The organism is Lentzea sp. HUAS12 (assembly GCF_024125735.1).
GTDB lineage: Bacteria > Actinomycetota > Actinomycetes > Mycobacteriales > Pseudonocardiaceae > Lentzea > Lentzea albida.
In genome coordinates, this window is sequence record NZ_CP099738.1 from 7,704,577 (window position 1) to 7,729,776 (window position 25,200).

Here is a 25,200-nt window from a genome sequence, read left to right on the forward strand (position 1 = left end):
TACTTCGAAAGAAGTCGCGACAGGACGGAACCGGCGTGGCAGGGTCATGCGTCGTAAGAGGCGTACGGACCAAGAAGTACGACCTGAAGTTCTCTGAAGGGGGATCTCCCAATGGCATTGGAAGTTACCGCAGCCGAGCTCGACGCCCTGGCCAAGCGCATCATCGCGGTCGACGAGGAGACGCAGGGCACCCTCCGCCAGGTCTCCGGCGCGGTCGACACCGTGCGCGCCTCCTGGGCCGGCGACGCCGCCGTGGCGTTCTCCAACCTGATGGAGCGCTTCCAGGCCGACGCGAAGAAGCTGCAGGAGGCCCTGCGCACCATCGCCGAGTCGGTCGCGAGCTCCGCGGACGTCTACGCCCGCCAGGAAGACGACAACAAGCAGTCGATCTCCGGCATCGGTGCCCGCCTCGGCGGCAGCTGATTCGCCGAACTGCTCAGACTCGCAGTGCCGCAAGACTTTCTGACTGACTTAGAGCTCCAGGGGAGATGACATGCTGAAGGTTACGTTCGCCGAGATCACCAACGCGTCCAGCACGATCAACAGCTCGGCCACGCAGGTCCAGGGCCAGCTGGACGACCTGCGCCAGGAGGTCACGAAGACCCTGGCCAACTACCAGGGTGACGCCCGTGCGGCGTACGAGGCGGCTCAGAAGAAGTGGGACGAGGCCGCTGCGGACCTGCAGGCCGTGCTCGCCGCCATCGGTACCGCCGTCGGCCAGGCCGGCGAGGCGTACGAGGCCGCTGAGCGCGCGAACACGCAGCGCTGGTAAGTCTGCTCGGCCTTCGCTAGACCCTTCGCGAGCCCCGGAACCACGTGGTCCGGGGCTCGCGTACGTCCGGGTGGAGGTGCCTTCGGAGGACCCGTTTTGGTCCCCGCACCACCCATCCGGTATCTTCTTACGTTGTTGTGCGGTAGCTGGCGCCCATGTGTGCCGCGCCTGTCTCGGAACCACCGCTTGGCCAGTCCAAGATCGGTCTGGGGCAACCGCCGCAGTGACCCCAGACGCAAGTGACGACGAGGTAGATCCGTGCGCACGTACAGCCCGAAGCCCGGTGAGGTGACCCGCACCTGGCACGTGATCGACGCCCAGGACGTGGTGCTCGGCCGGCTCGCCACCCAGGCCGCGACGCTGCTGCGCGGCAAGCACAAGCCGACCTACGCCCCTCACGTTGACACCGGTGACTTCGTGGTCATCATCAACGCTGACAAGGTCGCCCTGACCGGCTCGAAGCGGGACCAGGAGTTCCAGTACCGCCACTCGGGTTTCCCCGGTGGTCTGCGCAAGCAGTCCTTCGGTGAGGTCCTGGACACCCGTCCGGACCGCCTGGTGGAGAAGGCGATCAAGGGCATGCTGCCCAAGAACCGCCTTGGCCGTCAGATCGCGAACAAGCTCAAGGTCTACAGCGGCCCGAGCCACCCGCACGAGGCGCAGCAGCCCCAGGCCTTCGAGATCAAGAAGATCGCCCAGTGAGCGACGAGTACACCGAGGAAGTTCCTGTGACCACCCCTGAGAACGAGACCCCTGAGGTCGAGACCCCCGAGGTCGAGGCTGAGGTTGTCGAGGCCGAGGTCGTCGAGGCTCCTGAGGCCGAGGCCGACGAGGCCGAGGTCGCTGAGGAGACCTCCGCGCCGGTGGTCGCGCCCTCGCTGAACGGCGCCGCGCACCTCGCGCAGACCGTAGGCCGCCGCAAGGAGGCCGTCGTCCGCGTCCGCCTCGTGCCCGGCACCGGCAAGTTCACGCTGAACGGCAAGACCCTCGAGGCCTACTTCCCGAACAAGGTGCACCAGCAGCTCATCCGTGAGCCGCTCGTCACCACGGAGAAGCCCGAGACCTTCGACGTGATCGCCAACCTGCGTGGCGGCGGCATCACCGGCCAGGCCGGTGCGCTGCGTCTCGCCATCGCGCGTGCGCTGATCGCCGTCGACTCCGAGGACCGCCCGGTCCTGAAGAAGGCCGGCTTCCTCACCCGTGACCCGAGGGTCAAGGAGCGCAAGAAGTACGGTCTGAAGAAGGCCCGCAAGGCGCCTCAGTACTCCAAGCGTTGATGCTCCGTCACCGCGGGAGCTGTGTCTGCGTTCGTCAGACCACGGCTCCCCGGTGACAGCGGGGACACCCCGCGCCCCGAGCGTCATCCAGTTCTACCTGCGGGAGCAGCAGTTCACCTCGAACTGCTGCTCCCGCAGTGTTTTCCGGGTCTTTCCCGCCGCCTCGCAGTGTCCAATTCGGAGGATTCATGGCCCGCCTGTTCGGCACCGACGGTGTGCGCGGTCTCGCGAACGCCGATCTCACCCCTGAGCTCGCGATGTCCGTCGCCGCCGCGGCGGCGCGGGTGCTCGCCGAGCACGACCGCTCCCACCGCCCCGTGGCCGTCGTCGGGCGGGACCCCAGGGCGAGCAGCGAGATGCTCGACGCCGCCGTCACCGCGGGCCTCACCTCGGCCGGTGCGGACGTGCTGCGCGTCGGCGCCCTGCCCACGCCCGCCGTCGCCTTCCTGGTCGCCGCGCTCGGTGCCGACATCGGCGTGATGATCTCCGCGTCGCACAACGCGATGCCGGACAACGGGATCAAGCTGTTCGCCGCCGGTGGCCACAAGCTGCCCGACGAGGTCGAGGACGAGATCGAGCAGCACATGGGCGCCGGGTTCGACCGCCCCACGGGTGCCGCGATCGGCCGGGTGCGCGATGTCCCCGACGCCGAGACCCAGTACGTCGAGCACCTGCTCAAGGTCACGCCGCACCGCCTCGACGGCCTCAAGGTCGTGGTGGACTGCGCGAACGGTGCCGCGTCGGTGGCCGCACCGGACGCGTACCGCCGCGCCGGGGCCGAGGTGATCGCGATCAACGCGACCCCGGACGGCCTCAACATCAACGACGGCTGTGGTTCCACCCACATCGACGTCGTGGCCGCCGCCGTCCGCGAGCACGGCGCCGACCTCGGCATCGCGCACGACGGCGACGCCGACCGCTGCCTCGCCGTGGACGCCAACGGCGAACCGGTCGACGGCGACCAGATCCTCGCCGTCCTCGCGATCGCCATGCGCGACGCGGGCGAACTGGTGGAGGACACGCTCGTCGCCACCGTCATGAGCAACCTGGGCCTGCACATCGCCATGCGCGAGTCGAAGATCGAGCTGCGCACCACCGCCGTCGGCGACCGCTACGTGCTGCAGGAGCTCAAGACCCGCGGCTACTCCCTCGGCGGCGAGCAGTCGGGCCACGTCGTGCTGCCCGCGCACGCCACCACCGGCGACGGCCTGCTCACCGCGCTGCGCCTGATGGCCCGCATGGCCGAGACCGGCAAGTCGCTCGCCGACCTCGCCTCGGTGATGCGCCGCCTGCCGCAGGTCCTGATCAACGTGAAGGTCACCGACAAGGCGGCCGTGGCCAAGGCGGCGTCGGTCAGCCAGGCCGTGGCCGAGGTCGAGGCGGAGCTCGGCGACACGGGCCGCGTGCTGCTGCGCCCGTCCGGCACCGAGCAGCTCGTGCGGGTGATGGTCGAGGCCACGAGTCACGAACAGGCCGAGTCGGCCGCCCAGCGCCTCGCGGGTGTGGTTTCCTCGGTGCACTGAGGACTGATGGGGGCTGGGGATGACCGCGTTGATGTTGCTCGTACTCCTGGTGCTGCTGGGAGGCGCGGCCGCGGTCGCCGCCGTGGTCGTGGTGACGTCGAAGCGCAGACCCGCCCAGCCCCCGTTCCCGCCGGGCCACCCGCACCAGGGCTTCCCGGTGCAGGGCTACCCGCAGCAGCAGCAGCAGCAGCAGGGTTTCCCGCCGCAGGGCTTCCAGCAGCCGTACCCGCCGCAGGGCTTGCAGCAGCAGGGCCTCCAGCCGCAGGGCTACCAGCAGCCGGGCCACACCGCGCAGCCGTACCCGTCTCCGGCGTACCCGCAGCAGGTGCCACCACCCGGCCAGCAGCCGCCCGCACCGGGCCACCGCTGATCAGCCGGCCGCCGCACCGACGACTCCCGCGGATCGCTGAGAACTGCCGCTGACCTGCCCGCCGCCGACCTTCGCCGACCGGGCGCCACCCGATCAGCGATGATCATCAGCGTCTTGGTCCGAATGGCTGTTTACTAAGGCAACCGACATCGTGGAGCTCCGGTCACCGCGTGGCCGGAGCTGGCACTGTATGGCGGAACCCGATGAGGCCGAATTGCGTCAGATCGGGGACTAGGGGAGGCGAGCAGATGTCGGGGTTCGGCGTTCAGTCCGGCGATTTGACCAAGGCTGCGGGGACGTACGAGGCAGAGGGATCAGCCCTGATCCAGATGAAGTCCGCTGCCGTGCCGGGTGTGGGGGCCGGGCAGGTCGGCCGCAAGTTCCAGGGCGTCGCCGCCGAGTACAAGGCCTGCTTCGACCTCTTCGGCCAGGACTTGGAGAAGTTCGGCAAGGAGGCGACCGGCATCGCCACCCGTCTGAAGGACGTCGCCAAGACGTACGAGTCGAACGAGGCGCAGACCTCGAGCCAGTTCAAGGGGTAACGAGTCGTGGCGGATCAGAACGAGATCAAGAAGCTCCTCGACGACCCGAACGTCACTCCGGAGACCAAGAAGCAGCTCGTCCCCGCGCTGGCCGGTGCCGGTGCCTCGGAGGAGGACGTCGAGCGGTACGCGAAGGCCAACGGGGTCGACGTTCCGAGCGACCCCGGCGTCGGCAGCTACCTTCTCGGCGCGGCGGCCGCGGTTCCCACCGGAGGCCTGAGCCTGGGCTACGTCGCCGGCAAGGACGTCACCCGCTCCCAGTGGGAGAAGAAGGGCGGCGACGCCGACAAGGTCCTCGAACAGGCCAAGGTGGAGCGCGAGCTCGGCTCGACCCAGAAGGTGCTGAACGAGCAGGGCGACGTGCCGAACAGCAACGTGCTGCTCGATGCCGGCGCCCCCGGCCTGCGGTTCTTCGCGACGTTCATCCCGCTCTACCCCAAGGCCGCGGCCGCGTGCGGGCACGGTGGTGCCGCGCCGAACCTCGAAGCGGAGATCTACCGCAAGTACGACGAGGTCCGCGACATCGACTTCGCGAAGTTCCGCGAGGACGCCCACAAGCTCACCGAGAACGTGAAGAAGGCGGACGCGAGCGACAACGCGCTCGGTGCCGCCTGGAACGGGCTCGGTTCCTGGGAGGGCCCCGCCGCGAAGGCTGCGGGCGAGTACCAGAAGAAGTTCGCCGGTGCCTCGAAGGCGTTCGTGCAGCAGGCGGGCACGGCCCCCGGAGCGATCAACGCCGGCGTGGCCAACCTGCAGAAGCACGTCAAGGAGTTCGCGCAGCAGATCCACGACCAGTACGCCGACAAGTGCGGCGGCATGACGGTCGAGGAGACCGAGCGGGCGATCCGCCAGGCGAACGGCGACATCTACGAGAACGACGCGGGCATCCTCGACGGACTCTCCGGCCTGCCGGGCTGGGTCGTCGGCGGTGTCGTGGGCGCTCTCACCGGCGGCATCCTCGGAGGTGCTCTCGCGGCCCTCGGCTGGGACTCCTGGGTGAAGGACCGGCGCGAGAGCATCATCAACGAGGCCAAGCAGAAGCTGAAGGCGTTCTGCGAGGAGTTCGACGGCAAGAAGAAGGCGTTCGACGGCTACTGCCAGGCCGTGCAGGCCGGTGTCGAAGCCGACTACAAGACCATGTTCGAGGCCATGAAGAACGCGTTCAAGGACACGTTCGGCCCGATCGGCGACCCCCCGGCGTTCTCCGACCAGGGCGGCGGCCGCAAGAACGTCAACAACGGTGGTGGCGGCGGCAGCAACGGTGGCGGCGGTGGCGGCAGCCCGAGCGGCGGTGGTGGCGGTGGCGCGCCGGAGATGCCGAAGCCGGAGAACCCGCTCGACAAGGACGGCGACGGCAAGCCGGACGTCCCCGGTGACACCGACGGCGACGGCAAGCCCGACGACCTCGACGGTGACGGCAAGCCCGACCAGCCGAAGCCCGAGGAGGAGCTCGAGACCGTCACGGTCACGGCGGGCGACAACACGATCAAGGTCACGGAGCCCGACTCGAACGGGCACGTGAAGATGACGATCGACACGCCCAAGGGCGAGCCGAAGACCTACGACCTCGACTTCAGCAAGAACCCCGAGGCCGCCAAGGCCCTGATGGGCCAGAACGGCACGCAGGCCATCACGAACATGGCCAACCAGCTCACGGCGTCGAACCCGACGGCGGGCGGGCAGACCCCGGCCGCGGGCGGCACGCCGGCACCCGGTGGCGGCGCCGCTCCCGGGGCGACGGGCCCGCTCGGCTCGGAGTCGAACCCGATCCCCGTCGAGGTCGGCGAGGACGGCAAGATCCACATCGAGCAGGACGGCGTCAACTTCACGGCCGAGGTGAACACCGAGACCGGTGAGATCAACCTGACCGCGGACAACGGCGACGGCACGCCCGACAAGATCGGCATCGGCTTCGGCGAGGACGAGAACCCCGCCGCGCAGACGCCGGGCGCGGAGTCCGGTTCGGGTGGCGGTTCCGACGGCGCCCGGCTCGAGGACGGCCTGCGCACGCCGGACGCCGACTTCCCGCAGGCGGTCGAGGACGTCAGGACCATGCCCGCCGAGGCGGAGTTCCGGCCGATGCCCGCTCCCGCCGAGTTCCAGGCGATGCCCGCTCCGGCGGGCGAGCAGGTCTGGAGCGCGCCGGGCGAGGCCGCGCCGAACGTGGCCGAGCGCTTCCAGGACTCGATGGCCCGCAGCTACGTCGAGGACAACGGCATCATGCCGAGCCTCGGCGAGCCCCGGATCTCCACCGAGAGCCCGCAGTTCGCGCAGGCGACGGACAGCACCACGACGTCCGGCGTCTCGTTCACGAGCGGCAGCGGTGGCGGCGAGTCGGTGCTCGGCGGCTCGAACGCCGACAGCGCGTGGAGCAGCCCGAACTCGAACGACGGCAACGGCGGCTCGTTCAACACGAACGCCTCCGAAGCCGGTCAGCCGGGCTCCGCGAACCTGCCGTCGATGCAGGACGCAGGCGGCCAGGCGCCGAGCGGTGCGTCGTCCGGCGGCATGATGGGCGGCGGGATGATGGGTGGCGGCATGGCGGGTGGTGGAGCCGGTGGCCAGCAGGGCGGCGACTCCGAGCGCGGCGCCAGCCAGTGGCGCACCACGGGCACGCTGTTCGACGACGACAACAGCAACCCGTTGAGCGCCATGCAGACCACGCTGGGAGATGACCGAGGAGAGGCCGCCAACCCATGGCGATGATCGGGGAAGTGGACCCGCGCGTGCAGGCGTTGTTCGACGAGAACATCGCCAAGACCCGCCGTGCCGCCGCCGAGGTCTCGGCGGAGCTCAAGGCGAACCAGGACAAGGTCGCCGCCGACATCGCGGCGCGCGAGGAGAAGCACAAGCAGGACGTCGCGGCGGCTCAGGAGCGCGCGCAGAACCTCGTCGCGCAGGGCGAACGGCAGCAGCAGCCGCGCAAGCCGCAGTGGGACCGGCCCGAGCGCGGTGCGGGCGAGCTGGCGTTCGGCCCGGAGGACGACGACGGCGGCTACGCGCCGGCACAGCAACACCAGCAGCAGGCACCGGTGGCCGCTCCGCCACTGCCACCACCTCCGCCGCCGGTCGCGCCGCCACCGCCGGTCCACCGGCGTCGTCCGGCGCCGGCGGACGACGATGACGACCTGAGCGGCCAGACCTGGCTCAGCTGACCCGATTCACGACGAAGGCCCGCGCCGTCACCGGTGCGGGCCTTCGCCGTCGGTCCGTCAGCGCTGCGGCAGCGCTTCCCGCCGCGGCAGCGCCTCCCGCTGGAACACCAGGTTCGCGTTCTTCAGGTCGCTGTCCAGCAGCTCGTCGTAGGCCCGCTCCCCGGTCATCACCCGCAGCAGGAACGCCGTCACGAACGCGCGCCCGAGCTTCTGCGCGCCGCGCTCACCGCTGCCGTCCAGCATGAGCTCGCTCCAGTGCCGCCCCTCGGTGAACCCGAGGTGCGAGGCCTTGGGCAGCAACCGCAGCTGCACGGGACCACCCCACGCCTGCGCGATCGCCTCGGAGTGGCCGACGGGCGGCGCGATGCGGTCCTCGCCCGCCGCGAGGTGCAGTCCGGGCGCCCGGACCTCCCGTGCCGCGTCGAGGGCCGAGGGGCGCGTCTCCGTTGCGGCCAAAGTCACAACGGCCCGGACGCGGTCCGCGCCCGAGGCCGCCAGCACCGCCGCGCCGCCGCCCATCGAGTGGCCGGCCAGCGCGAGCCGGGCGGGGTCGACGCTGATCTCGCCGGTGCCGAGCCGCACTCCGGTGCAGATGTCCAAAGTGGTCAGCAGGTTCGCCGCCAGCACCCGCGACGACAGCAGCGGCCCGCGCTCCACGGCCGGTGCCGCGGCGACCACGCCCCACGAGGCCAGGTGGCGCAAAAGACCGTGGTAGCGGCGCACGGGCTGCATCCAGCCGTGTCCGAACGCGACGGCGGGCAGACCGAGGCCGGACTGCGGCGTGAAGATCACGCCCGGTAGGCCGACGAGCGCGAGGTCTCCGCGCAGCACGGGATGCGGGCCGGGCCTGCTGAGCTGCTCGAGGGCCTGTTTCGCGGACAGCGTGATCACGCGGCGAGCCATGGGGTGAACCGTAGTCGATCCTGTCGTGCGCACCACATCCGAGATTGGTCTACACCACATGTGTCGCTGACCTGCGCTTACGGAGGGCTCTCACTCATTAGGGTTAGTGGCGTGGTCTAGCTAGTCTGTTTCCCGTGTGCGGAATCGTGGGATACGTGGGTCACCAGTCGGCGCTCGACGTGGTGCTGGACGGGCTGAGGCGCCTCGAGTACCGGGGTTACGACTCGGCGGGTGTCGCGGTCGTGACGGGCGACGACCTCGCCGTCGAACGCAAGGCCGGACGGCTGCAGAACCTGGAGACGCTGCTCGACGAGGTGGGGCGCGACAACTTCGCGGGCACCGTCGGCATGGGTCACACCCGGTGGGCGACGCACGGCGCGCCGATCGACAGGAACTCGCACCCGCACCGCGACACGACGAACCGTGTCGCCGTGGTGCACAACGGCATCATCGAGAACTTCCTCGCGCTGCGCTCCGAACTCGAGGGGCTCGGCGTCGAGATGGCGTCCGACACCGACACCGAGACGGTCGCGCACCTCGTGTCGTTCGCCTACAACGAGGGCGACACGAAGGGCGACTTCGTCGCGAGCGTGCGCAAGGTCGTGAACCGCCTGGAGGGCGCGTTCACGCTCGTCTTCACCAACGCCGACGAGCCCGACACGGTCGTCGCCGCACGCCGCAACTCGCCGCTGGTCGTCGGCGTCGGCGAGGACGAGTACTTCGTCGCGAGCGACGTCGCCGCGTTCATCGCGCACACCAAGCAGGCCGTCGAGCTGGGCCAGGACCAGATGGTCGTGCTGACCCGCTCCGGCTACCAGGTCACCGACTTCGCCGGCGAGCCCGCCGAGGCCAAGCCGTTCACGGTCAACTGGGACCTCAGCGCCGCCGAGAAGGGCGGCCACGAGTACTTCATGCTCAAGGAGATCGAGGAGCAGCCGGAGGCGCTGGCGAACACGCTGCGCGGCCACTTCGCGAACGGCCGGATCGTCCTCGACGAGCAGCGCCTGTCCGACCAGGACCTGCGCGACGTCGACAAGGTTTTCGTGATCGCCTGTGGATCGGCGTACCACTCCGGTCTCGTCGCGAAGTACGCGATCGAGCACTGGACCCGCCTGCCCGTCGAGGTCGAGCTCGCCTCCGAGTTCCGCTACCGCGACCCGGTCCTCGACCGCGACACGCTCGTCGTCGCCGTGTCGCAGTCCGGCGAGACCGCGGACACGCTGGAGGCCGTGCGCCACGCCCGTGCGCAGAAGGCCCGCGTCCTAGCCGTCTGCAACACCAACGGCGCGCAGATCCCGCGTGAGTCCGACGCCGTGCTGTACACGCACGCCGGTCCGGAGATCGGTGTCGCGTCGACGAAGGCGTTCCTCGCCCAGATCGCCGCGAACTACCTGGTGGGCCTGGCCCTGGCGCAGGCGCGCGGCACCAAGTACCCGGACGAGGTCGCCCGCGAGTTCCACGAGCTCGAGGCCATGCCCGAGGCCGTGCAGCGCGTGCTCGGCACCATCGACCAGGTCAAGGCGCTCGGCCGCGAGCTCGCCGACTCGAAGGCCGTGCTGTTCCTCGGCCGCCACGTCGGCTACCCGGTGGCCCTCGAAGGCGCGTTGAAGCTCAAGGAGCTCGCCTACATGCACGCCGAGGGCTTCGCGGCGGGCGAGCTCAAGCACGGCCCGATCGCGCTGATCGAGGAGAACCTCCCGGTCGTCGTGGTCATGCCGTCGCCCAAGGGCCGTGCCGTCCTGCACTCGAAGCTGGTGTCGAACATCAGCGAGATCCAGGCCCGCGGCGCCCGCACGATCGTGATCGCCGAGGAGGGCGACGAGACGGTCCGCCCGTTCGCCGACCACCTGATCGAGATCCCGGCCGTCCCGACGCTGCTGCAGCCGCTGATCTCGACGATCCCGCTGCAGGTGCTCGCGGCCGAGATCGCGACCGCCCGCGGCTACGACGTGGACAAGCCTCGCAACCTCGCGAAGTCCGTTACCGTCGAGTGAGTGAGAGGCGTCTGGCACACCGAACGCGTCAAGTCCGCTGAAGAGGAGCTCATGGCGGTCGTCCCGCCGGGCTCGCTGATGCGCAAGGCCGCGTTCGGTGTGGCCACCCACGCCCTCAGGCTTCTTTCGGGCCGTCGCCGCGTCACGCTGCTCGTGGGTGCGGGCAACAACGGCGGCGACGCCCTGTGGGCCGGCTACTTCCTGCGCCGCCGCGGGGTCGCGGTGTCCGCGGTGCTGCTGAACCCGGCCAAGGCGCATGCCGAGGGTCTGGCGGCGTTCCGCCGCGCCGGTGGCCGGATCGCCGACGAGGTCGGCACCCCGGACCTGGTCATCGACGGCATCGTCGGCCTGTCCGCGCGCGGTCCCCTTCGTCCGGACGCCGCCGCGCTGGTCGATTCCGTGACCGCTCCGGTCCTGGCGGTCGACCTGCCGTCCGGCATCGACCCGGACACCGGTGAGATCTCCGGGCCGCACGTGCGCGCGCACACCACCGTCACGTTCGGCTGCCTGAAGCCGGTGCACGCGCTGGCCGACTGCGGCGAGGTGCACCTGGTCGACATCGGCCTGCGACCGTCCGATCCGGACTTCGTGCTGCTCGACCGGTCCGACGTCACGTGGCCCGTGCCGGGCCCGTCCGACGACAAGTACACCCAGGGCGTCACGGGCGTCGCGGCCGGGAGCTCCACCTATCCGGGTGCCGCGGTGCTGTCCACCGGCGCGGCCGTGCTCGCCACGTCCGGCATGGTCCGCTACGCCGGTCCGGCCGCCGACGCCATCCGCGCCCGCTGGCCCGAGACGATCTGCACGGGCTCGATCACCGACGCCGGCCGCGTCCAGGCCTGGGTCGTCGGCCCCGGCATGGGCACCGGCACGTCGTCGGCCGAGGTCCTGAAGTTCGTCCTGGACGCCAACGTCCCGGTGATCGCGGACGCGGACGCCATCACGTTGCTCGCGTCGAACCCGCAGCTGTGGGACGCCCGCGACCCCGACTCGGCGCTGGTGCTGACCCCGCACGACCGCGAGTTCGAACGCCTGGCAGGCCCGGTCGGCCCCGATCGCGTCGCGGCAGCGCGGAAAGCCGCCCAGCGCTTCAACGCCGTGGTGCTCCTGAAAGGACACCGGACCGTCGTGGCGGCACCGGACGGCCGCGCGCTGGTCAACTCGGCGACGTCGTCGTGGCCCGCGACGGCCGGGTCCGGGGACGTGCTGTCCGGGATCATCGGCGCGCTGCTGGCCGGCGGGCTGGACCCGTTCCTGGCGGCGGGGTACGCGGCGTACGCGCACGTGCTGGCGGCGGAGCTGGGCGCGGACGGGGCGCCGGTGCCCGCGTCGGGGCTGATGCAGGCCATCCCGGACGCGATTCGCGCCATCAGGGCTCACTAGACCACGGAGAAGCCCGCGGCCAGGTCGTGCCTGCCGGTCAACGCCAGCACGACGGCACGACCGTCGCCGGTGACGGCCGCCAGCCGTGCCGCGAGCGCCGCGGACTCGGCGAGCGCGTCGACGGGCGGCTGGAACGGCAGGTCCACCGCGGCCGCGAGGTCGAAGCCGTGCACGACCAGTTCGAACGTCCTCGTGGGCAGCCACTGGTCGAGTCGCATGCCCCCGGCCGCGGTGGTGACCAGCGCGTCCGGGGCGGTGCCGGAGACGGCGGTGACCACCTGGCCGGTCAGCTGCCGGACCTGGTCGGCCGGCCGCTCGCCCAGGCGTGCACCCCACTCCCGCGCGTCCGTGGTGGAGAGGGCCACGACGGCGTCCACCACGGCGGGATCGACGGTCTTCGCCAGGGCGTAGTAGGCCTCCGGCGTGGCGATGTCCTCGGTGGTGGCCGGCCTGCCGAGCGCGGCCAGGACGCCCGCCAGTCCGGCGGAGACGGCGTGGCCGACCAGGTCGCGCACCGTCCAGTCGCCGAGCCCCTGTCCGGCGAGGCGGGAGGCGGGGACGGCGTCCACCAGCCCGGTGAAAGCGTGTGCGGTGGCGATGAAGGTGTTCTGCACGGCCATGTCCGCCACCCTGGCAGAACGCGGGCCGCCCGGAGCCGCGTTCCACGCTCGGCGAAACGCGTGCGAGTTGCGCCATAGTCCCTGAGCTGCGTGCACGTGGCACGATGAACAGGTTATGGCCCGTTCAGAAGTTGTCGTCGACCTAGGCGCGCTGCGGCACAACGTCGCCCTGCTCGCCGGTCTCGCGCCGTCCGCGGACACGATGGCCGTCGTCAAGGCGGACGGTTACGGCCACGGCGCGGTGCAGGTCGCCCGCGCGGCCCTCGAAGCAGGCGCCACCTGGCTGGGGTCGTGCAGCACGGAGGAAGCCCTCGCACTGCGCAGAGCGGGCATCCAGGCGCCGATCCTCGCGTGGCTCGACGCCCCCGGCGAGGACCTGGCCGCCGGTCTCGCCGCCGACGTCGACATGGCCGTCTCCTCGCTCTCGGACCTGCGCCGCATCGAGCGGGCCGCGGAGGAGGCCGACGCCCGGCCGCGGCTGCACCTGAAGATCGACACCGGCCTGAGCCGCAACGGCTGCCAGCCGCGCGACTGGCCCGCGCTCGTCGAGGCCGCGAAGAAGCACGAGGTCGTGGCCATCTGGTCGCACCTCGCGTCCGCGGACGAGATCGGTGACCCGTCCATCGACCTGCAGGCCAAGAGGTTCGACGAGGCGTACGAGGTCGCCCGCGCACACGGCCTTGACCCGAAGCGGCACATCGCGAACTCCGCGGCCCTGCTGACGAGGCCCGACCTGCACTTCGACCTGGTCAGGCCCGGCATCGCGATCTACGGCCTGAACCCGGTGCCGACCGATCACGACCTGAGGCCGGTCATGAGCTTCCGGTCGCGCGTGGCGCTCACGAAACGTATCCCCGCCGGGGAGTCCGTCTCCTACGGGATGACATGGACCGCGCAGACGGACACGACGCTGGCACTGGTGCCGGCCGGGTATGCGGACGGTGTCCCGAGGGCGCTCTCCGGCCGGATGGAGGTGCTCCTGGAGGGGAGGCGCCGTCCGGTGGTCGGGCGTGTCTGCATGGACCAGGTCGTCGTGGACTGCGGGGACGACGAGATCGCGGAGGGTGCGGAGGTCGTCCTGTTCGGCGACGGCCGGCGGGGGGAGCCGACGGCGACGGAGTGGGCGGAGCTGACCGGGACGATCGACTACGAGATCGTCTGCGGGATGTACCGGCCGCGGGTGCGGAGGGTCTACACGTGAAGCCGGTGTGGAAGGTCGTCGGCTGGGTCGGCGGCGCGGTGGGTGCCGTCGTGGCCGGTGCGGCCGTGGCGCAGACCGCCAAGGTCTCGCACGAGCGCAAGACCGCGATCGACAGCCTCGCCGAGGAACCCCTCGGTCAGCTGAGGCCTGACCGCGAGTCGACGGTGGCGGCGGAGGACGGCGTGCCGATCTCCGTCGAGGAGGTCGACCCCGCGGACGGCGGCGAGCCGGACATCACCGTCGTGCTCGTGCACGGGTTCGCGCTGGACCGCCGCTGCTGGCACTTCCAGCGCCGCGACCTCGCCGAGCTCATCGACCCGCGCGTGCACCAGGTCCTCTACGACCAGCGCAGCCACGGCCGTTCGGGACGGTCGTCGGCCGAGCACAGCACGATCGACCAGCTCGCGCTCGACCTCGACTCGGTGATCCGCTCGGTCGTGCCGGAGGGGCCGCTGGTGCTCGTCGGGCACTCCATGGGCGGCATGACGATCATGGCGCTGGCCGAGAAGCACCCGGAGCTCTTCGAGGAACGGGTGCGCGGCGTCGCGTTGATCGGCACGGCCGCCGGCGCGGTGGGCGGTGCGGGGCTGCCGAAGTCCGTGCTGTCGCGCTACAACCCCGTGACGCTCGGCGTCGGCCGGCTCGCCGGTGTGCAGCCGGGGCTCGTCGAGTGGGTGCGCAAGAGCGCGAAGAGCCTCACCTGGGGCGGCATCCGCATGGGTGCGTTCGGCGACCGCAAGGTGGCTCCGTCCCTCGTGGACCTGATGGAGCAGATGATCAACGGGACGACGGTGAAGGTGCTCACCGAGTTCCTGGAGACCCTCGGCACGCACGACCGCTACAAGGCGCTGGCGGGCCTGCGGCACTGCGAGGTGCTGATCCTGAGCGGCGACGCGGACAGGCTCACGCCGTTCTCGCACGCCGAGCGGATGGCCGAGGAGATGCCGCACGCCACCCTCGTCCGGGCCCCCGGTGCCGGGCACATGGTGATGATGGAGCAGGCTGATCTGGTCAACGACCACCTGGTCGCGCTGATCGAACGGTGCGCGACCGATCGCGGAGAGAGTCGGAAGAAGTGGTGGCGCCGAGCGTGAAGACCGTCGAACTGCCGTTGGTGGAGGACACCGAGGAGTTCGGCCGCAAGCTGGGTGAACTCGTGCGTGCGGGCGACCTGTTGCTGCTCGCCGGTCCGTTGGGGGCCGGGAAGACCGCGTTCGTGCGCGGCCTCGCCCGGGGCATGGGCGTGCAGGGCCGGGTGTCCTCGCCGACGTTCGTCGTCGCCCGCGTCCACGAACCGGCCGAGGGGCGGAGCGTGCGGCTGGTGCACGTGGACGCGTACCGGCTCGGGGGTCACCTGGACGAGCTGGACGACCTCGACCTGGACACGGACCTCGTCGACGCGGTGGTCGCCGTCGAGTGGGGCGAGGGTGTCGCGGAACGCCTCAACGAAGATCATCTGTTGATCCGCCTCGAACGCGGAATCGACGACGTTCGCACAGCTCAGCTCGTTCCGCAGGGTGAATGGACGTCCCGTCCCCTCCCGGTGTGACGTTGTGTGCCGCTTGGAGTGAAGTCCATTAAGGACAGACCTCGGCGGGCCGATGAGTCGCGCATGATCAAGAAGACTCTCCTCGCCACCGCGGTCATCGGTGGCGCGCTGATCGCGGCCGCCGTTCCCGCCGCCGCGGGCGAGCACGACCGCGACGGCGGCATCAGCGTCGCCGACAACTTCTGCGCCGCCCCGTGGCAGTGGAACGGTCCGCTCTCGCTGCTGCACGAGGGTCACGCGCCCGGCTACGCGGCGTGCAACGACAACCACACCGGCCGCGGTGGCGACGGCATCAGCGTGCTGGACAACGCCTGCGTCGCGCCGTGGCAGTGGAACGGCCCGCTGGAGATCTTCACGGTCGACCACTCGCCGTCCTACGTCGCCTGCAACGGCAACTCGGCAGGCTGATCGACGGACGCCGGGGATGGCAGAACGAGCCCGTCTGCCATCCCCGGCGGTCCTCCGGGGTGGTTCCGGCGCTTCGCCCGCTGGAACCACCCACCGGATGGCCGCCGGGGGCTGGTACTACCCTGGTCAACCGTGCTAGTGCTCGCCGTCGACACGGCCACCCCCGCAGTCACCGCCGGTGTGGTCGAACTCGCGCCCGACTCCCCGCCGCGCCTGCTCGCGAAGCGGGTGACGCTCAACGCCAAGGCGCACGGCGAGCTGCTCACCCCGCACATCACCGACTCGCTCGCGGAAGCCGGCAGGACCTTCGCCGACCTCGACGCGATCGTCGTCGGCGCGGGCCCCGGCCCGTTCACCGGCCTGAGGGTCGGCCTCGCCACCGCCGCCGCGCTCGGCCAGGCGCTGAACCTCCCGGTCTACCCGGTCGCGACCACCGACGCCATCGCCAAGGACGCCGCCAGCGGCCACCCGCTGCTCGTCGCGACCGACGCGCGGCGCAGGGAGGTCTACTGGGCCGCCTACGACGCCGCCGGCCGCCGCACGGACGGGCCGCACGTCGAACGCCCGCAGGACCTCGCCGGGAAGCTGCCCGCGCTGGGCGTGCACCAGGCGACCGGTGAGGGCGCCGAGATCTACGCCGAGGTGCTGGGCCTCGAACTCCTGGACGCGAAGCACCCGAGCCCGGAGGGCCTGGTCGCCGCCGCGGCCGCCGAGGTGCTCGCGAAGGCCCGCCCGGCCGCGCTCACCCCGCTCTACCTGCGCCGCCCCGACGCCGTCGAGCCGACGGGGCGCAAGCGGGTGACCAGGGCATGACCACGGGCACCGTCACGCTCGCGCCGCTGCGGCACGCCGACGTGCCGAAGTGCCACGAGATCGAGCTGGCCCTGTTCCCCGGTGACGACCCGTGGAGCGAGAACGCGTTCCACAGCGAGCTCGACAACGGCAACTACTACGTCGGCGCGTACGACGGCGACGAGCTGATCGGGTACGCCGGGCTCGCCGCGTCGCCGCACGAGGCCAGCGTGCACACGATCGCCGTCATCGGGCACTGGCAGGGCAGGGGCGTCGGCAAGATGCTGCTGCGCGACCTGCTGACCCGCGTCGACGAGATCGGGGTTCCCGTGTTCCTCGAGGTCCGCACGGACAACGAGCCCGCGATCGCGATGTACAAGGCGCACGGCTTCGAGCAACTCGGCCTGCGCCGCCGCTACTACCAGCCGTCGGGTGCCGACGCGTACACGATGGGAAGGCCTGCGCAAAGTGTCTGATCGCCTGATCCTCGGCATCGAGAGCTCGTGCGACGAGACGGGCTTCGGGATCGTCCGCCTCGGTCCGGACGGCTCGCTCGAACTGCTCGCCGACGAGGTCGCCTCGAGCGTCGAGGAGCACGCCCGCTTCGGCGGCGTCGTGCCCGAGGTCGCCTCGCGCGCCCACCTCGAAGCGCTCGTCCCGACGATGCGCCGCGCGCTCGACACCGCGAAGGTCGAGCTCTCGGACATCCACTCCATCGCCGTCACGGCCGGTCCGGGCCTCGCCGGCGCGCTGCTGGTCGGCGTGTCCGCGGCCAAGGCGTACGCGGCCGCGCTCGGCAAGCCGCTCTACGGCGTGAACCACCTCGCGGGCCACGTCGCCGCGGACACGCTGCAGCACGGCCCGTTGCCGCAGCGCTGCCTCGCGCTGCTGGTCTCCGGCGGCCACTCCCAGCTGCTGCTGGTCGAGGGCGGCCTGGCGAACTCGATCACCGAGATCGGCTCCACCGTGGACGACGCGGCGGGCGAGGCCTACGACAAGGTCGCGCGCCTGCTCGACCTGCCGTACCCCGGCGGCCCGCCCATCGACAAGCTCGCGAAGACCGGCAACGGCTGCGCGATCGCGTTCCCGCGCGGCCTCACCGGCCCGCGCGACGCGAAGTACGACTTCTCGTTCTCGGGCCTCAAGACCTCGGTCGCCCGCTGGGTCGAGCGCGCCGAGCGCGCCGGCGAGGAGATCCCGCTGGCCGACGTCGCCGCGTCGTTCCAGGAGGCCGTCGCGGACGTGCTGACCGCCAAGGCGATCCGCGCCGCGAAGGACCTGGACGTCGGCACGCTGGTCATCTCCGGCGGCGTCGCGGCGAACTCGCGCCTGAGCGGCCTCGCCGCCGAGCGCTGCGCCGAGGCGGGCATCGAGCTGCGCGTGCCGCGGCCGCGGCTGTGCACCGACAACGGCGCGATGATCGCGGCGCTCGGCGCCCACCTGGTCGCGGCGGGCGCCAAGCCGTCCTCGATGGACATCTCGACGAACCCGGGCCTGCCGGTCGGGACCGTCCAGATCTTCTGAACGCGGACGGGGCAGGTGCACGAAGAACGGCCTTGGTCGTTCTTCGTGTGCGCAGTAGCCGCACGAGTTCGTCCGGCAAATCCAACAGGCTGTTCGTCGCGGTAGGAACGGAAACGCGGCCCGGTCCGCGCGCCGGAGGCCGGTGTGGCCGCGACCGGCTCGTCTCCTGCCGTCGCCACGCCCCCGTCCGTTCGCCTTCCGCGCGCCGCGAGTGACTGAACGTGCAGCATCCTCCCGCAGGAACCCTTACTCGCGAGTAGGTTTCGAAGTTCCTGGCTGACGCTGTGGTTCATTCTCGCTCAGTGACCTGCGATCGAGCGGTTCGATCCCGCTGCCGGTGCGTACAGAGCTAGGAGAGAACTCCAATGGCGCGAACGTCCACCACCACCCCGGGAATGGTGCAGGCGGCCGGCTACCTCACCGACGTCTTCTGCCTGGTCAGAAACGGTGTCACGGCAGTCGACGACGCGCTGTACGGCCTGAAGTCGACCTGGACGGGTGACGCCTCCGCCGCCTTCGACTCGTCGATGCAGGCCTGGATGGACGACTGCTACTTCATCGCCGGCAAGCTCAGCGAAATGATCAACCTCATGCACGCCAATCGCAAGGTCATCACGGCCGGCGAGGAGGCCCACGTCGCCGAGGCGAACAACATCCCGGCCGGTCCAGGGCTCGTGGGGATGGAGACGGGGCGGCTCGTGCACGCCTCGTTCACTCCGATGGAGGAGAAGAGGGCCGGGATGTTCGTGGAGGGTCCGATGGCTCCGGTGCGGAAGGAGTGACGCCGGGTGGTTGTGCGGCCTGACCGCCCCCACGGTCCCCGAGGTGACCCGCCGTCCTACAACCGGTGCAGGCCAGGGCTCCGGTCCTCCACCGCGAACGACGCCTTGGTCCGCACCGGCGACCCCGGCCGCGTCACGTAGTCCAGCCCGCGGAAGTCCGTGCGCAGCTCATCGGGCGTGAACCTGCTGATCGTGTAACCGCGCCGGTTGTTGAAGTACTTCACGTGCGGGTTCTCGCGCAGCCACAGCGGTGTCTCGGCGTACTCCTCCGAGCCGTCGCCTCCGGCCGTGATCGAGGTCGTGACGAGTTCGGTCGCGAGGGTCTTCGACGACGGGTCGTCCCATCGCTCCTTCACGTCCGCGCCCCACGCCGCGTGCACGTCCCCGGTCAGCACGACCGGGTTCCGCACGTCCGCGAACCCCGCGACGACCCGGTCCCGGTCGGCGACGTAGCCGTCCCACGCGTCCAGCAGGAACTTGTCGACCTCGCCGGGGATGTAGTCGTACTGCGAGAAGAACACCTGCTGCCCGAGCACGTCCCAGCGCGCCCGCGAGCCGCGGAAGCCGGCGAACAGCCACTCCTCCTGCGCGGCGCCGAGCATCGTGCGTTCGGGTTCGAGCCGTTCGGGGCAGAGCTGCAGGCCGTCGCCGCACGCCTGGTCGGTCCGGTACTGGCGGGTGTCGAGCATGTGGAACGTGGCCAGCGAGCCCCAGCCGATCCGCCGGTACAGCCTTGGTGACCTGCGCAGGGGCATGTTCTCGTAGTAGGCCTGGATCGCCGCGGCGCGGCGGGCGGGGAAGTCCGGCTGCGGTCTGTCCGGCAGCAGGCCCGCCCAGTTGTTGTCGATCTCGTGGTCGTCCCAGATCACCGCCCACGGCGCCACGGCGTGCGCTTCCTGCAGGTCCGGGTCGGTCTTGTACTGCGCCTGGCGGCGGCGGTACCCGGCGAGCGTGACCGTGGTCGGGCCCTCGACGTGGCGGACGTTGCCGCTCGGGGCGACGTGGATGCCGCTCTCGTACTCGTACGTGTAGTCGCCGAGGTGCAGCACCAGGTCCGGTTCGTCCTCCGCGAGTCTTCGATAGGCCGTGAAGTAGCCGTGCTCGTACTGCGCACACGACGCGAAGGCCATCGTCAGCGGTACGTGCAATGCGCCAGGAGGAGGTGCCGTGCGCGTACGGCCCGTCCGCGAGAGGTGGTTGAGGGCCTTGAAGCGGTAGAAGTACTCGCGACCGGGCTCCAGGCCGACCAGTTCCACGTGGACGCTGTGCGCGTCCTCGGGTCGAGCCGTGGTGGAGCCGTGTTGCACGATTCGGGTGAATCGTTCGTCCGCGGCGACCTGCCACAGCACCTCGACCGGACGTGACGGCATGCCTCCCAGGCCGTCGTCGGCGAGCGGGTCGACGGCCAGCCGCGTCCACAGGACCACCCCGTCGGGTGCCGGGTCGCCCGAGGCCACACCGAGTGTGAAAGGGTCGGCGGGCCGCGCCGAAGCGGCGGCGGTGAGCGCTGTGACTCCTGCCACGCCTGCGAGCAGCAGCGTTCGGCGCGTCAACGGGGACATGCCCTGAATACGGCTCCCGGATGGTGATCGGTTCGGGGGTCTCGTTGAAGCCTTGGCACTCTCATGGGTAGAGTGCCAATTGCACGGCACCAGCACCGCCCCGACCCCCGCGACGGCGGGGTGGCAGGAGCCGTTAATTCGAACCTGCCAACGACCCGTGGAGGTCATCCCGGTGAGCGTGAACATCAAGCCGCTCGAGGACAAGATCGTCGTTCAGGCCTCGGAGGCCGAGACGACCACTGCCTCCGGCCTCGTGATCCCGGACACCGCGAAGGAGAAGCCCCAGGAGGGCAAGGTCCTCGCGGTGGGCCCCGGCCGCATCGACGACAAGGGCAACCGCGTCCCGCTGGACGTGGCCGTCGGCGACGTCGTCATCTACTCGAAGTACGGCGGCACCGAGGTCAAGTACAACGGCGAGGAGTACTTGATCCTCTCCGCCCGCGACGTGCTGGCCGTCGTCAACTAAGACGCTCGGCTGTCATGCCTGACGCCCCGGCGCCCCATCCGGGGCTTCCGGGGCGTTTCGCTACCCAGAGAGGCTTTGAGTCAAATGCCCAAGCAGATCAGCTTCGACGAGGACGCTCGTCGGGCTCTCGAGCGCGGCGTGAACAAGCTCGCGGACACGGTCAAGGTCACCCTTGGCCCGCGCGGGCGCCACGTCGTCCTCGACAAGAAGTTCGGTGGCCCGACGGTCACCAACGACGGTGTCACCATCGCTCGCGAGATCGAGCTGGACGACCCGTTCGAGAACCTCGGCGCTCAGCTCGCCAAGTCGGTCGCCACCAAGACCAACGACGTCGCGGGTGACGGCACCACCACCGCCACCGTGCTGGCACAGGCCCTGGTCAAGGAAGGCCTGCGCAACATCGCCGCGGGCGCCAACCCGACCGCGCTCGGCCGTGGCATCCAGGCCGCCTCCGACGCCGTCGTGGACGCGCTCAAGGGCAAGGCCACCCCGGTCAAGGGCCGCGAGAACATCGCGCAGGTCGGCACGGTCTCGTCGCGTGACGAGTCCATCGGCGCCCTGCTCGGCGAGGCCATCGAGCGCGTCGGAGAGGACGGTGTCATCACCGTCGAGGAGTCGTCCACGCTCGCGACCGAGCTCGTGATCACCGAGGGCGTGCAGTTCGACAAGGGTTACGTGTCGACGCACTTCTCGACCGACCTCGAGGCGCAGGAGGCCGTCTACGAAGACGTCCGCATCCTGCTGCACCGCGAGAAGATCTCGGCCCTGGCCGACGTCCTCCCGATCCTCGAGAAGGTCGCGGAGTCCGGCAAGCCGCTGCTGATCATTGCCGAGGACGTCGAGGGCGAGGCCCTGTCCACGCTGGTGGTCAACGCCGTCCGCAAGACCCTGAAGGTCGTCGCCGTGAAGGCGCCGTTCTTCGGCGACCGCCGCAAGGCGTTCCTCGACGACCTCGCGGTCGTCACCGGCGGCGAGGTGATCTCCTCGGAGATCGGTCTCAAGCTGTCCGAGACCACGCTCGACCAGCTGGGCACCGCCCGCCGCGTCGTCGTGACCAAGGACGACACCACGATCGTCGACGGCGGCGGCACCAAGGCCGACATCGCCGGCCGCGCGGAGCAGCTGCGCCGCGAGATCGAGGCGACGGACTCCGACTGGGACCGCGAGAAGCTCCAGGAGCGCCTCGCGAAGCTCTCCGGCGGCATCGCCGTGATCAAGGTCGGCGCCGCCACCGAGACCGAGCTCAAGGAGCGCAAGCACCGCATCGAGGACGCGGTCGCCGCGACGAAGGCCGCGGTCGAGGAGGGCATCGTCCCCGGCGGTGGCTCCGCTCTCGTGCACGGCTCCAAGGTGCTCGACGGCGGCCTCGGCCTGACCGGTGACGAGGCCACGGGTGTCGCGCTCGTCGCGAAGGCCCTGTCCGCGCCGCTGTTCTGGATCGCCGCGAACGCGGGCCTCGAGGGCGCCGTCGTGGTGAACAAGGTCCGCGAGGGCGAGTGGGGCTTCGGCATCAACGCCGCCTCGCTCGAGTACGGCGACCTGCTCGAGCAGGGCATCATCGACCCGGTCAAGGTCACGCGTTCCGCCGTGGCGAACGCCGCCTCGATCGCGCGCATGGTGCTCACGACCGAGAGCGCCGTCGTCGAGAAGAAGGAAGACGAGCCCCTCTCGGCTGCGGCCGGTCACGGCCACGGCCACGGGCACGGCCACTGAGTTCGTCCGTCCCGCGTTTGGTGGGACGACGAGTTCGAGCTCGAACAAAACCGGGGTTGGCGCCATTCATTTGGTGCCAACCCCGGTTTTTCGTTCAGACTATTGCCAGTTGTCGCTTTCGTGCCTTGATGATGTGGTCGCGCTCCGATTCCGAGAGCCCGCCCCAGATTCCGTACGGTTCCTGCACCGCGAGAGCGTGTTTGCGGCACATCTCCAGCACGGGGCACGCGAGGCAGACAGCCTTGGCGCGAGCCTCCCGCCGGGCTCTCGCCGGACCCCGTTCGCCGTCGGGGTGGAAGAAGAACGCGCTGTCCATGCCCCGGCACGAACCGCGCATCTGCCAGTCCCAGAGATCTGCGTTGGGACCGGGGAGCCTTCGGGTGTCCGCCATCGAGACCGCCTCCGTGACGACTGCTCCATTCGGCTTAACGATGATCCACCGTAGAACCGCGTCAAAACTTGTTCAAGAGGCTGAAGACCCTTATCAACTGATGGGTGACGGCACGCGTGTTCGATCACTCACCGCCCGGAGTTGCCGACCGGATGAGGTGAACGGAACATGGCTCTCGTGATGACACCACCGGAGATCAAATCGACCGGTAGTCACACGAGTGAGCCCCTTCTCTCAGTGGCCGCGGTGGCCAGGCGACTCGGCGTGGCTCCCGCCACCCTCCGCACCTGGGACCGCCGCTACGGCCTCGGCCCGACCGGCCACACCACGGGCCGGCACCGCAAATACGGACCGCCCGACGTGGCCAGGCTCGAATTGATGCAGCGCGCACTTCTTCGCGGCGCCTCATCGGCCGAAGCGGCCCGTTTCGCACTCGACTCGAAATCGTCGATGACCCACGGCGACGCGCCCGCGGCCCCCACCGGCGGCCGCGGCCTGAAATTGCCAGGAGCTTCACGTTCTGCCCGCGGACTGGGCCGGGCAGCGCTCGCCATGGATTCGATCGCCGTCCAGGAGATGCTCGCCGACTCCCTGGCCGCCGACGGCGTCATCGCCACCTGGAACGAAGTCGTGCGCCCGGTCCTGACGGCCGTCGCCGCCCGCTGGCAGCTCTCCGGCGCAGGCGTGGAGGTCGAGCACCTGCTCAACGAGTGCGTGCTCGCGGCCTTCGTGCGCGCCACACCCCTGGTCAGCGCCGGACGCAACCACCGCCCGGTGCTGCTCGCCTGCATGCCGGAGGAAAGGCACAACCTCCCCCTCTACCCGCTGGCCGCGGAACTGGCGCAGCGAGGCGTCGTGGTGAGGCAGCTGGGAGCGGCGTTGCCGATGGACGCGCTGGCGGCCGCCGTGCGCCGCACCGCCCCGTCCGCGGTGGTGCTGTGGGCGCAGTTGCCGCGGTACGCCGATCCGGGGGTGATCTCCGCGCTGCCCCGGACCCGGCAGCAGGTGAGGCTGTTCGTGGGAGGGCCGGGGTGGCGGCGCGGTGTGGTGGCCGGGCCGGCGGAGCGGGTGGAGGACCTGGCGGCGGCGGTGGACGCGGTGGAGGCGGCCGTCACCTGACGCCCGCTGCCTGACGCCTGACGCTGACTGGTGCCCGCTGCCTGGTGCCTAACACCAGGCGCGCGCTGCCTGCCGCCAGACTCCCGCTGCCTGACGCCTCAGACCTGCTACCCGTTGCCCAAGCGCGACGACCGGCTCTTCCAGGCTCGGTCCCACCCCACCCCCACCACGCCGCCCCCACCGGGCGGCAGACTCCTCGCCGTGACCGAAGAGCAGCTGCGCCGCGCCGCGTTCGGCGACCAGCCCGGCGGAGACGTCTGGCCCGCCCTCTCCGCCGCGAGCCCCCGAACCCGATGGCTGGCGGCGGTGGTGCTCGGCGGCCAAGGCCACTACGCCGCCGCGGCCACCGCCTTGGACGCGCTCCGTCACGACCTCGACCCGGTGATCGCGTCCCTCGCTCTCTCAACTCGCGCGTCCCACCACCGTCAGCTGGGGGCGCACCACCTGGCCCGCCCCCTCGACGGCGCCGCCCTCGTCGAACTCCGAGAAACGGGCACCCAGGACCAAGACGGAATCGACGCGGCGGGAGCCAGGGCCGACGCCCTGCTCGGTCTCGCCGCCGATTCGCTCGGTGCTCAACGCCTGGACGAGGCCCGCAGGTTGCTCGCACGAGTTGAGACGCAGTCGTGGCGGAGCGAGGTCCGCAAGGGGTGGGTGACCGCCGAGATCGCCCTGGCGTCGGGTCTGGCACGAGAAGCAGTGGCCCCCGCGGAGGCGGCGTACGAGGTGGCGACGAGCAGGAAGGCGCTCCGGCACGAGCTCAAGTCGGCACTCGTCCTGGGCACCTCGTTGGTCGTGTGGGGGACACCCGACGGCCTGAATCGCGGGCTTGAACTAGTCGAGTGTGAGCTAAATCACAGTGCTCAAAACGGGCTTCAGCCGTTGATCTGGCCGAGCGCTCTCGTTCTGGCGAGCCACGCTCCCACGATGGGCGCAACCGCCCTCGACCGGGCGACTAAGGCTCTGAGCTGCGTGTTGCGGAGAGCTGATCCCGTCAGCCGCCGGGTCGCCCTTGATTCCCCGTGGGTGCCGAGTGAGCTGCTCCGTTCCGGGGAACCCCCGAACGCAGACCCTCAGGCGAACTTCTTGACGGATTAAGCACCGGATCGTGTCAAGGTCGGGCCTCCAGCGTCCGATAGGGGAGATGGAACGTC

The 25,200-nt window shown here is 70.6% G+C and carries 27 protein-coding genes and 1 pseudogene; 24 read left to right on the plus strand and 4 right to left on the minus strand.

From position 1 onward, the window contains the following. Positions 1-111 precede the first annotated feature (111 nt). The 9 genes from ND450_RS35975 to ND450_RS36015 all read left to right on the plus strand — a co-directional run bounded on the left by ND450_RS35975 (position 112) and on the right by ND450_RS36015 (position 7,639). On the plus strand, positions 112-423 hold the full coding sequence (locus ND450_RS35975) for a WXG100 family type VII secretion target (protein ID WP_253322665.1): 312 nt from the start codon (positions 112-114) through the stop codon (positions 421-423). A gap of 70 nt (positions 424-493) precedes the next feature. Then, positions 494-772, plus strand: a complete 279-nt coding sequence (locus ND450_RS35980; protein WP_253322666.1) for a WXG100 family type VII secretion target — start codon at positions 494-496, stop codon at positions 770-772. Between the two features lie 258 nt (positions 773-1,030). After that, the gene (rplM, locus tag ND450_RS35985) at positions 1,031-1,474 is read left to right on the plus strand and encodes a 50S ribosomal protein L13 (RefSeq protein ID WP_089915189.1); all 444 of its coding nucleotides are present in this window, start codon (positions 1,031-1,033) and stop codon (positions 1,472-1,474) included. 26 nt (positions 1,475-1,500) lie between these two features. Next, positions 1,501-2,049 (plus strand): 30S ribosomal protein S9, encoded by a 549-nt coding sequence (rpsI, locus tag ND450_RS35990; protein ID WP_089915758.1) that lies wholly within the window; start codon positions 1,501-1,503, stop codon positions 2,047-2,049. A gap of 188 nt (positions 2,050-2,237) precedes the next feature. Further along, positions 2,238-3,572: a phosphoglucosamine mutase gene (gene glmM, locus ND450_RS35995; protein ID WP_253322667.1), complete on the plus strand. Its 1,335-nt coding sequence runs from the start codon at positions 2,238-2,240 to the stop codon at positions 3,570-3,572. A gap of 19 nt (positions 3,573-3,591) precedes the next feature. After that, positions 3,592-3,942: a hypothetical protein gene (locus ND450_RS36000; protein ID WP_253322668.1), complete on the plus strand. Its 351-nt coding sequence runs from the start codon at positions 3,592-3,594 to the stop codon at positions 3,940-3,942. Positions 3,943-4,271: 329 nt separating this feature from the next. After that, positions 4,272-4,484, plus strand: coding sequence for a hypothetical protein (locus ND450_RS36005; protein ID WP_253322669.1), 213 nt, complete (start codon positions 4,272-4,274; stop codon positions 4,482-4,484). 6 nt (positions 4,485-4,490) lie between these two features. Continuing rightward, positions 4,491-7,190 (plus strand): hypothetical protein, encoded by a 2,700-nt coding sequence (locus ND450_RS36010; protein WP_253322670.1) that lies wholly within the window; start codon positions 4,491-4,493, stop codon positions 7,188-7,190. Beyond that, the gene (locus tag ND450_RS36015; protein WP_253322671.1) at positions 7,187-7,639 is read left to right on the plus strand and encodes a hypothetical protein; all 453 of its coding nucleotides are present in this window, start codon (positions 7,187-7,189) and stop codon (positions 7,637-7,639) included. The genes ND450_RS36010 and ND450_RS36015 overlap by 4 nt, the downstream gene beginning before the upstream one ends. 57 nt (positions 7,640-7,696) lie before the next feature. Here ND450_RS36015 and ND450_RS36020 read toward each other — a convergent pair whose 3' ends face one another. Continuing rightward, positions 7,697-8,542 carry a dienelactone hydrolase family protein gene (locus ND450_RS36020; RefSeq protein WP_253322672.1) on the minus strand — a complete coding sequence of 282 codons (846 nt, stop codon included), beginning with the start codon at positions 8,540-8,542 and terminating at the stop codon, positions 7,697-7,699. A 134-nt stretch (positions 8,543-8,676) separates the two neighbouring features. On the opposite strand from ND450_RS36020, the gene glmS reads away from it, so the two are divergent. Both glmS and ND450_RS36030 read left to right on the plus strand, forming a co-directional pair. After that, entirely contained in the window at positions 8,677-10,536 is a 1,860-nt protein-coding gene (glmS, locus tag ND450_RS36025; protein WP_253322673.1) for a glutamine--fructose-6-phosphate transaminase (isomerizing), read from the plus strand. After that, positions 10,537-11,919: an NAD(P)H-hydrate dehydratase gene (locus tag ND450_RS36030; protein WP_253322674.1), complete on the plus strand. Its 1,383-nt coding sequence runs from the start codon at positions 10,537-10,539 to the stop codon at positions 11,917-11,919. Here the strand turns inward: ND450_RS36030 and ND450_RS36035 are convergent. Continuing rightward, positions 11,916-12,539: a maleylpyruvate isomerase N-terminal domain-containing protein gene (locus tag ND450_RS36035; RefSeq protein ID WP_253322675.1), complete on the minus strand. Its 624-nt coding sequence runs from the start codon at positions 12,537-12,539 to the stop codon at positions 11,916-11,918. The genes ND450_RS36030 and ND450_RS36035 overlap by 4 nt on opposite strands. Positions 12,540-12,654: 115 nt before the next feature. On the opposite strand from ND450_RS36035, the gene alr reads away from it, so the two are divergent. From alr to ND450_RS36075, 8 genes are all read left to right on the plus strand, one after another. After that, positions 12,655-13,740 (plus strand): alanine racemase, encoded by a 1,086-nt coding sequence (gene alr / locus ND450_RS36040; protein ID WP_253322676.1) that lies wholly within the window; start codon positions 12,655-12,657, stop codon positions 13,738-13,740. Continuing rightward, complete coding sequence (locus ND450_RS36045) at positions 13,737-14,834, plus strand: alpha/beta fold hydrolase (RefSeq protein ID WP_177229729.1); 1,098 nt, start codon at positions 13,737-13,739, stop codon at positions 14,832-14,834. The genes alr and ND450_RS36045 overlap by 4 nt, the downstream gene beginning before the upstream one ends. Beyond that, complete coding sequence (gene tsaE, locus ND450_RS36050) at positions 14,831-15,289, plus strand: tRNA (adenosine(37)-N6)-threonylcarbamoyltransferase complex ATPase subunit type 1 TsaE (protein WP_245786103.1); 459 nt, start codon at positions 14,831-14,833, stop codon at positions 15,287-15,289. Before ND450_RS36045 ends, tsaE begins: the two co-directional genes overlap by 4 nt. Before the next feature lie 63 nt (positions 15,290-15,352). Further along, positions 15,353-15,697, plus strand: coding sequence for a hypothetical protein (locus ND450_RS36055; RefSeq protein WP_253322677.1), 345 nt, complete (start codon positions 15,353-15,355; stop codon positions 15,695-15,697). Positions 15,698-15,829: 132 nt separating this feature from the next. Next, positions 15,830-16,510: a tRNA (adenosine(37)-N6)-threonylcarbamoyltransferase complex dimerization subunit type 1 TsaB gene (tsaB, locus tag ND450_RS36060; protein ID WP_253322678.1), complete on the plus strand. Its 681-nt coding sequence runs from the start codon at positions 15,830-15,832 to the stop codon at positions 16,508-16,510. Beyond that, complete coding sequence (gene rimI / locus ND450_RS36065) at positions 16,507-16,965, plus strand: ribosomal protein S18-alanine N-acetyltransferase (protein ID WP_089915148.1); 459 nt, start codon at positions 16,507-16,509, stop codon at positions 16,963-16,965. Before tsaB ends, rimI begins: the two co-directional genes overlap by 4 nt. Beyond that, positions 16,958-18,013, plus strand: coding sequence for a tRNA (adenosine(37)-N6)-threonylcarbamoyltransferase complex transferase subunit TsaD (gene tsaD, locus ND450_RS36070; RefSeq protein ID WP_089915145.1), 1,056 nt, complete (start codon positions 16,958-16,960; stop codon positions 18,011-18,013). The genes rimI and tsaD overlap by 8 nt, the downstream gene beginning before the upstream one ends. Before the next feature lie 365 nt (positions 18,014-18,378). Continuing rightward, entirely contained in the window at positions 18,379-18,795 is a 417-nt protein-coding gene (locus ND450_RS36075; RefSeq protein ID WP_253322679.1) for a WXG100 family type VII secretion target, read from the plus strand. Positions 18,796-18,851: 56 nt separating this feature from the next. On the opposite strand, the gene ND450_RS36080 is transcribed toward ND450_RS36075, so the two are convergent. Then, on the minus strand, positions 18,852-20,357 hold the full coding sequence (locus ND450_RS36080; RefSeq protein WP_253322680.1) for an alkaline phosphatase: 1,506 nt from the start codon (positions 20,355-20,357) through the stop codon (positions 18,852-18,854). A 172-nt stretch (positions 20,358-20,529) separates the two neighbouring features. Here ND450_RS36080 and groES point away from each other — a divergent pair, with 172 nt between their 5' ends. Beyond that, the gene (gene groES, locus ND450_RS36085) at positions 20,530-20,823 is read left to right on the plus strand and encodes a co-chaperone GroES (RefSeq protein ID WP_030478362.1); all 294 of its coding nucleotides are present in this window, start codon (positions 20,530-20,532) and stop codon (positions 20,821-20,823) included. A gap of 84 nt (positions 20,824-20,907) precedes the next feature. Continuing rightward, positions 20,908-22,536: a chaperonin GroEL gene (gene groL, locus ND450_RS36090; protein WP_253322681.1), complete on the plus strand. Its 1,629-nt coding sequence runs from the start codon at positions 20,908-20,910 to the stop codon at positions 22,534-22,536. Positions 22,537-22,630: 94 nt separating this feature from the next. Here groL and ND450_RS36095 read toward each other — a convergent pair whose 3' ends face one another. Further along, positions 22,631-22,927: a WhiB family transcriptional regulator gene (locus tag ND450_RS36095; RefSeq protein ID WP_089915132.1), complete on the minus strand. Its 297-nt coding sequence runs from the start codon at positions 22,925-22,927 to the stop codon at positions 22,631-22,633. Between the two features lie 180 nt (positions 22,928-23,107). Between ND450_RS36095 and ND450_RS46140 the strand changes: the two are divergent. The 3 genes and pseudogenes from ND450_RS46140 to ND450_RS36105 all read left to right on the plus strand — a co-directional run. Further along, positions 23,108-23,341 (plus strand): annotated as a pseudogene (locus ND450_RS46140) (MerR family transcriptional regulator); the annotation flags it as partial. Positions 23,342-23,479: 138 nt separating this feature from the next. Beyond that, a complete protein-coding gene (locus ND450_RS46145; protein ID WP_371927813.1) occupies positions 23,480-24,046 on the plus strand; it encodes a hypothetical protein in 567 nt (188 codons plus the stop codon). A gap of 201 nt (positions 24,047-24,247) precedes the next feature. After that, entirely contained in the window at positions 24,248-25,144 is an 897-nt protein-coding gene (locus tag ND450_RS36105; protein ID WP_253322682.1) for a hypothetical protein, read from the plus strand. Positions 25,145-25,200 lie beyond the last annotated feature (56 nt).

Excerpts from the sequence above, each read along its gene's own strand:
- ND450_RS36015 (WP_253322671.1), top strand. The coding sequence starts at position 7,187 with ATGATCGGGGAAGTGGACCCGCGCGTGCAGGCGTTGTTCGACGAGAAC.
- glmM (WP_253322667.1), top strand. The coding sequence starts at position 2,238 with ATGGCCCGCCTGTTCGGCACCGACGGTGTGCGCGGTCTCGCGAACGCC.
- ND450_RS46145 (WP_371927813.1), top strand. The coding sequence starts at position 23,480 with ATGGATTCGATCGCCGTCCAGGAGATGCTCGCCGACTCCCTGGCCGCC.
- ND450_RS36020 (WP_253322672.1), bottom strand. The coding sequence starts at position 8,542 with ATGGCTCGCCGCGTGATCACGCTGTCCGCGAAACAGGCCCTCGAGCAG.
- ND450_RS35980 (WP_253322666.1), top strand. The coding sequence starts at position 494 with ATGCTGAAGGTTACGTTCGCCGAGATCACCAACGCGTCCAGCACGATC.
- ND450_RS36055 (WP_253322677.1), top strand. The coding sequence starts at position 15,353 with ATGATCAAGAAGACTCTCCTCGCCACCGCGGTCATCGGTGGCGCGCTG.
- ND450_RS35975 (WP_253322665.1), top strand. The coding sequence starts at position 112 with ATGGCATTGGAAGTTACCGCAGCCGAGCTCGACGCCCTGGCCAAGCGC.
- ND450_RS36000 (WP_253322668.1), top strand. The coding sequence starts at position 3,592 with ATGACCGCGTTGATGTTGCTCGTACTCCTGGTGCTGCTGGGAGGCGCG.
- ND450_RS36035 (WP_253322675.1), bottom strand. The coding sequence starts at position 12,539 with ATGGCCGTGCAGAACACCTTCATCGCCACCGCACACGCTTTCACCGGG.
- groL (WP_253322681.1), top strand. The coding sequence starts at position 20,908 with ATGCCCAAGCAGATCAGCTTCGACGAGGACGCTCGTCGGGCTCTCGAG.
- ND450_RS36075 (WP_253322679.1), top strand. The coding sequence starts at position 18,379 with ATGGCGCGAACGTCCACCACCACCCCGGGAATGGTGCAGGCGGCCGGC.
- alr (WP_253322676.1), top strand. The coding sequence starts at position 12,655 with ATGGCCCGTTCAGAAGTTGTCGTCGACCTAGGCGCGCTGCGGCACAAC.
- ND450_RS36080 (WP_253322680.1), bottom strand. The coding sequence starts at position 20,357 with ATGTCCCCGTTGACGCGCCGAACGCTGCTGCTCGCAGGCGTGGCAGGA.
- ND450_RS36095 (WP_089915132.1), bottom strand. The coding sequence starts at position 22,927 with ATGGCGGACACCCGAAGGCTCCCCGGTCCCAACGCAGATCTCTGGGAC.
- ND450_RS36005 (WP_253322669.1), top strand. The coding sequence starts at position 4,272 with ATGAAGTCCGCTGCCGTGCCGGGTGTGGGGGCCGGGCAGGTCGGCCGC.
- rimI (WP_089915148.1), top strand. The coding sequence starts at position 16,507 with ATGACCACGGGCACCGTCACGCTCGCGCCGCTGCGGCACGCCGACGTG.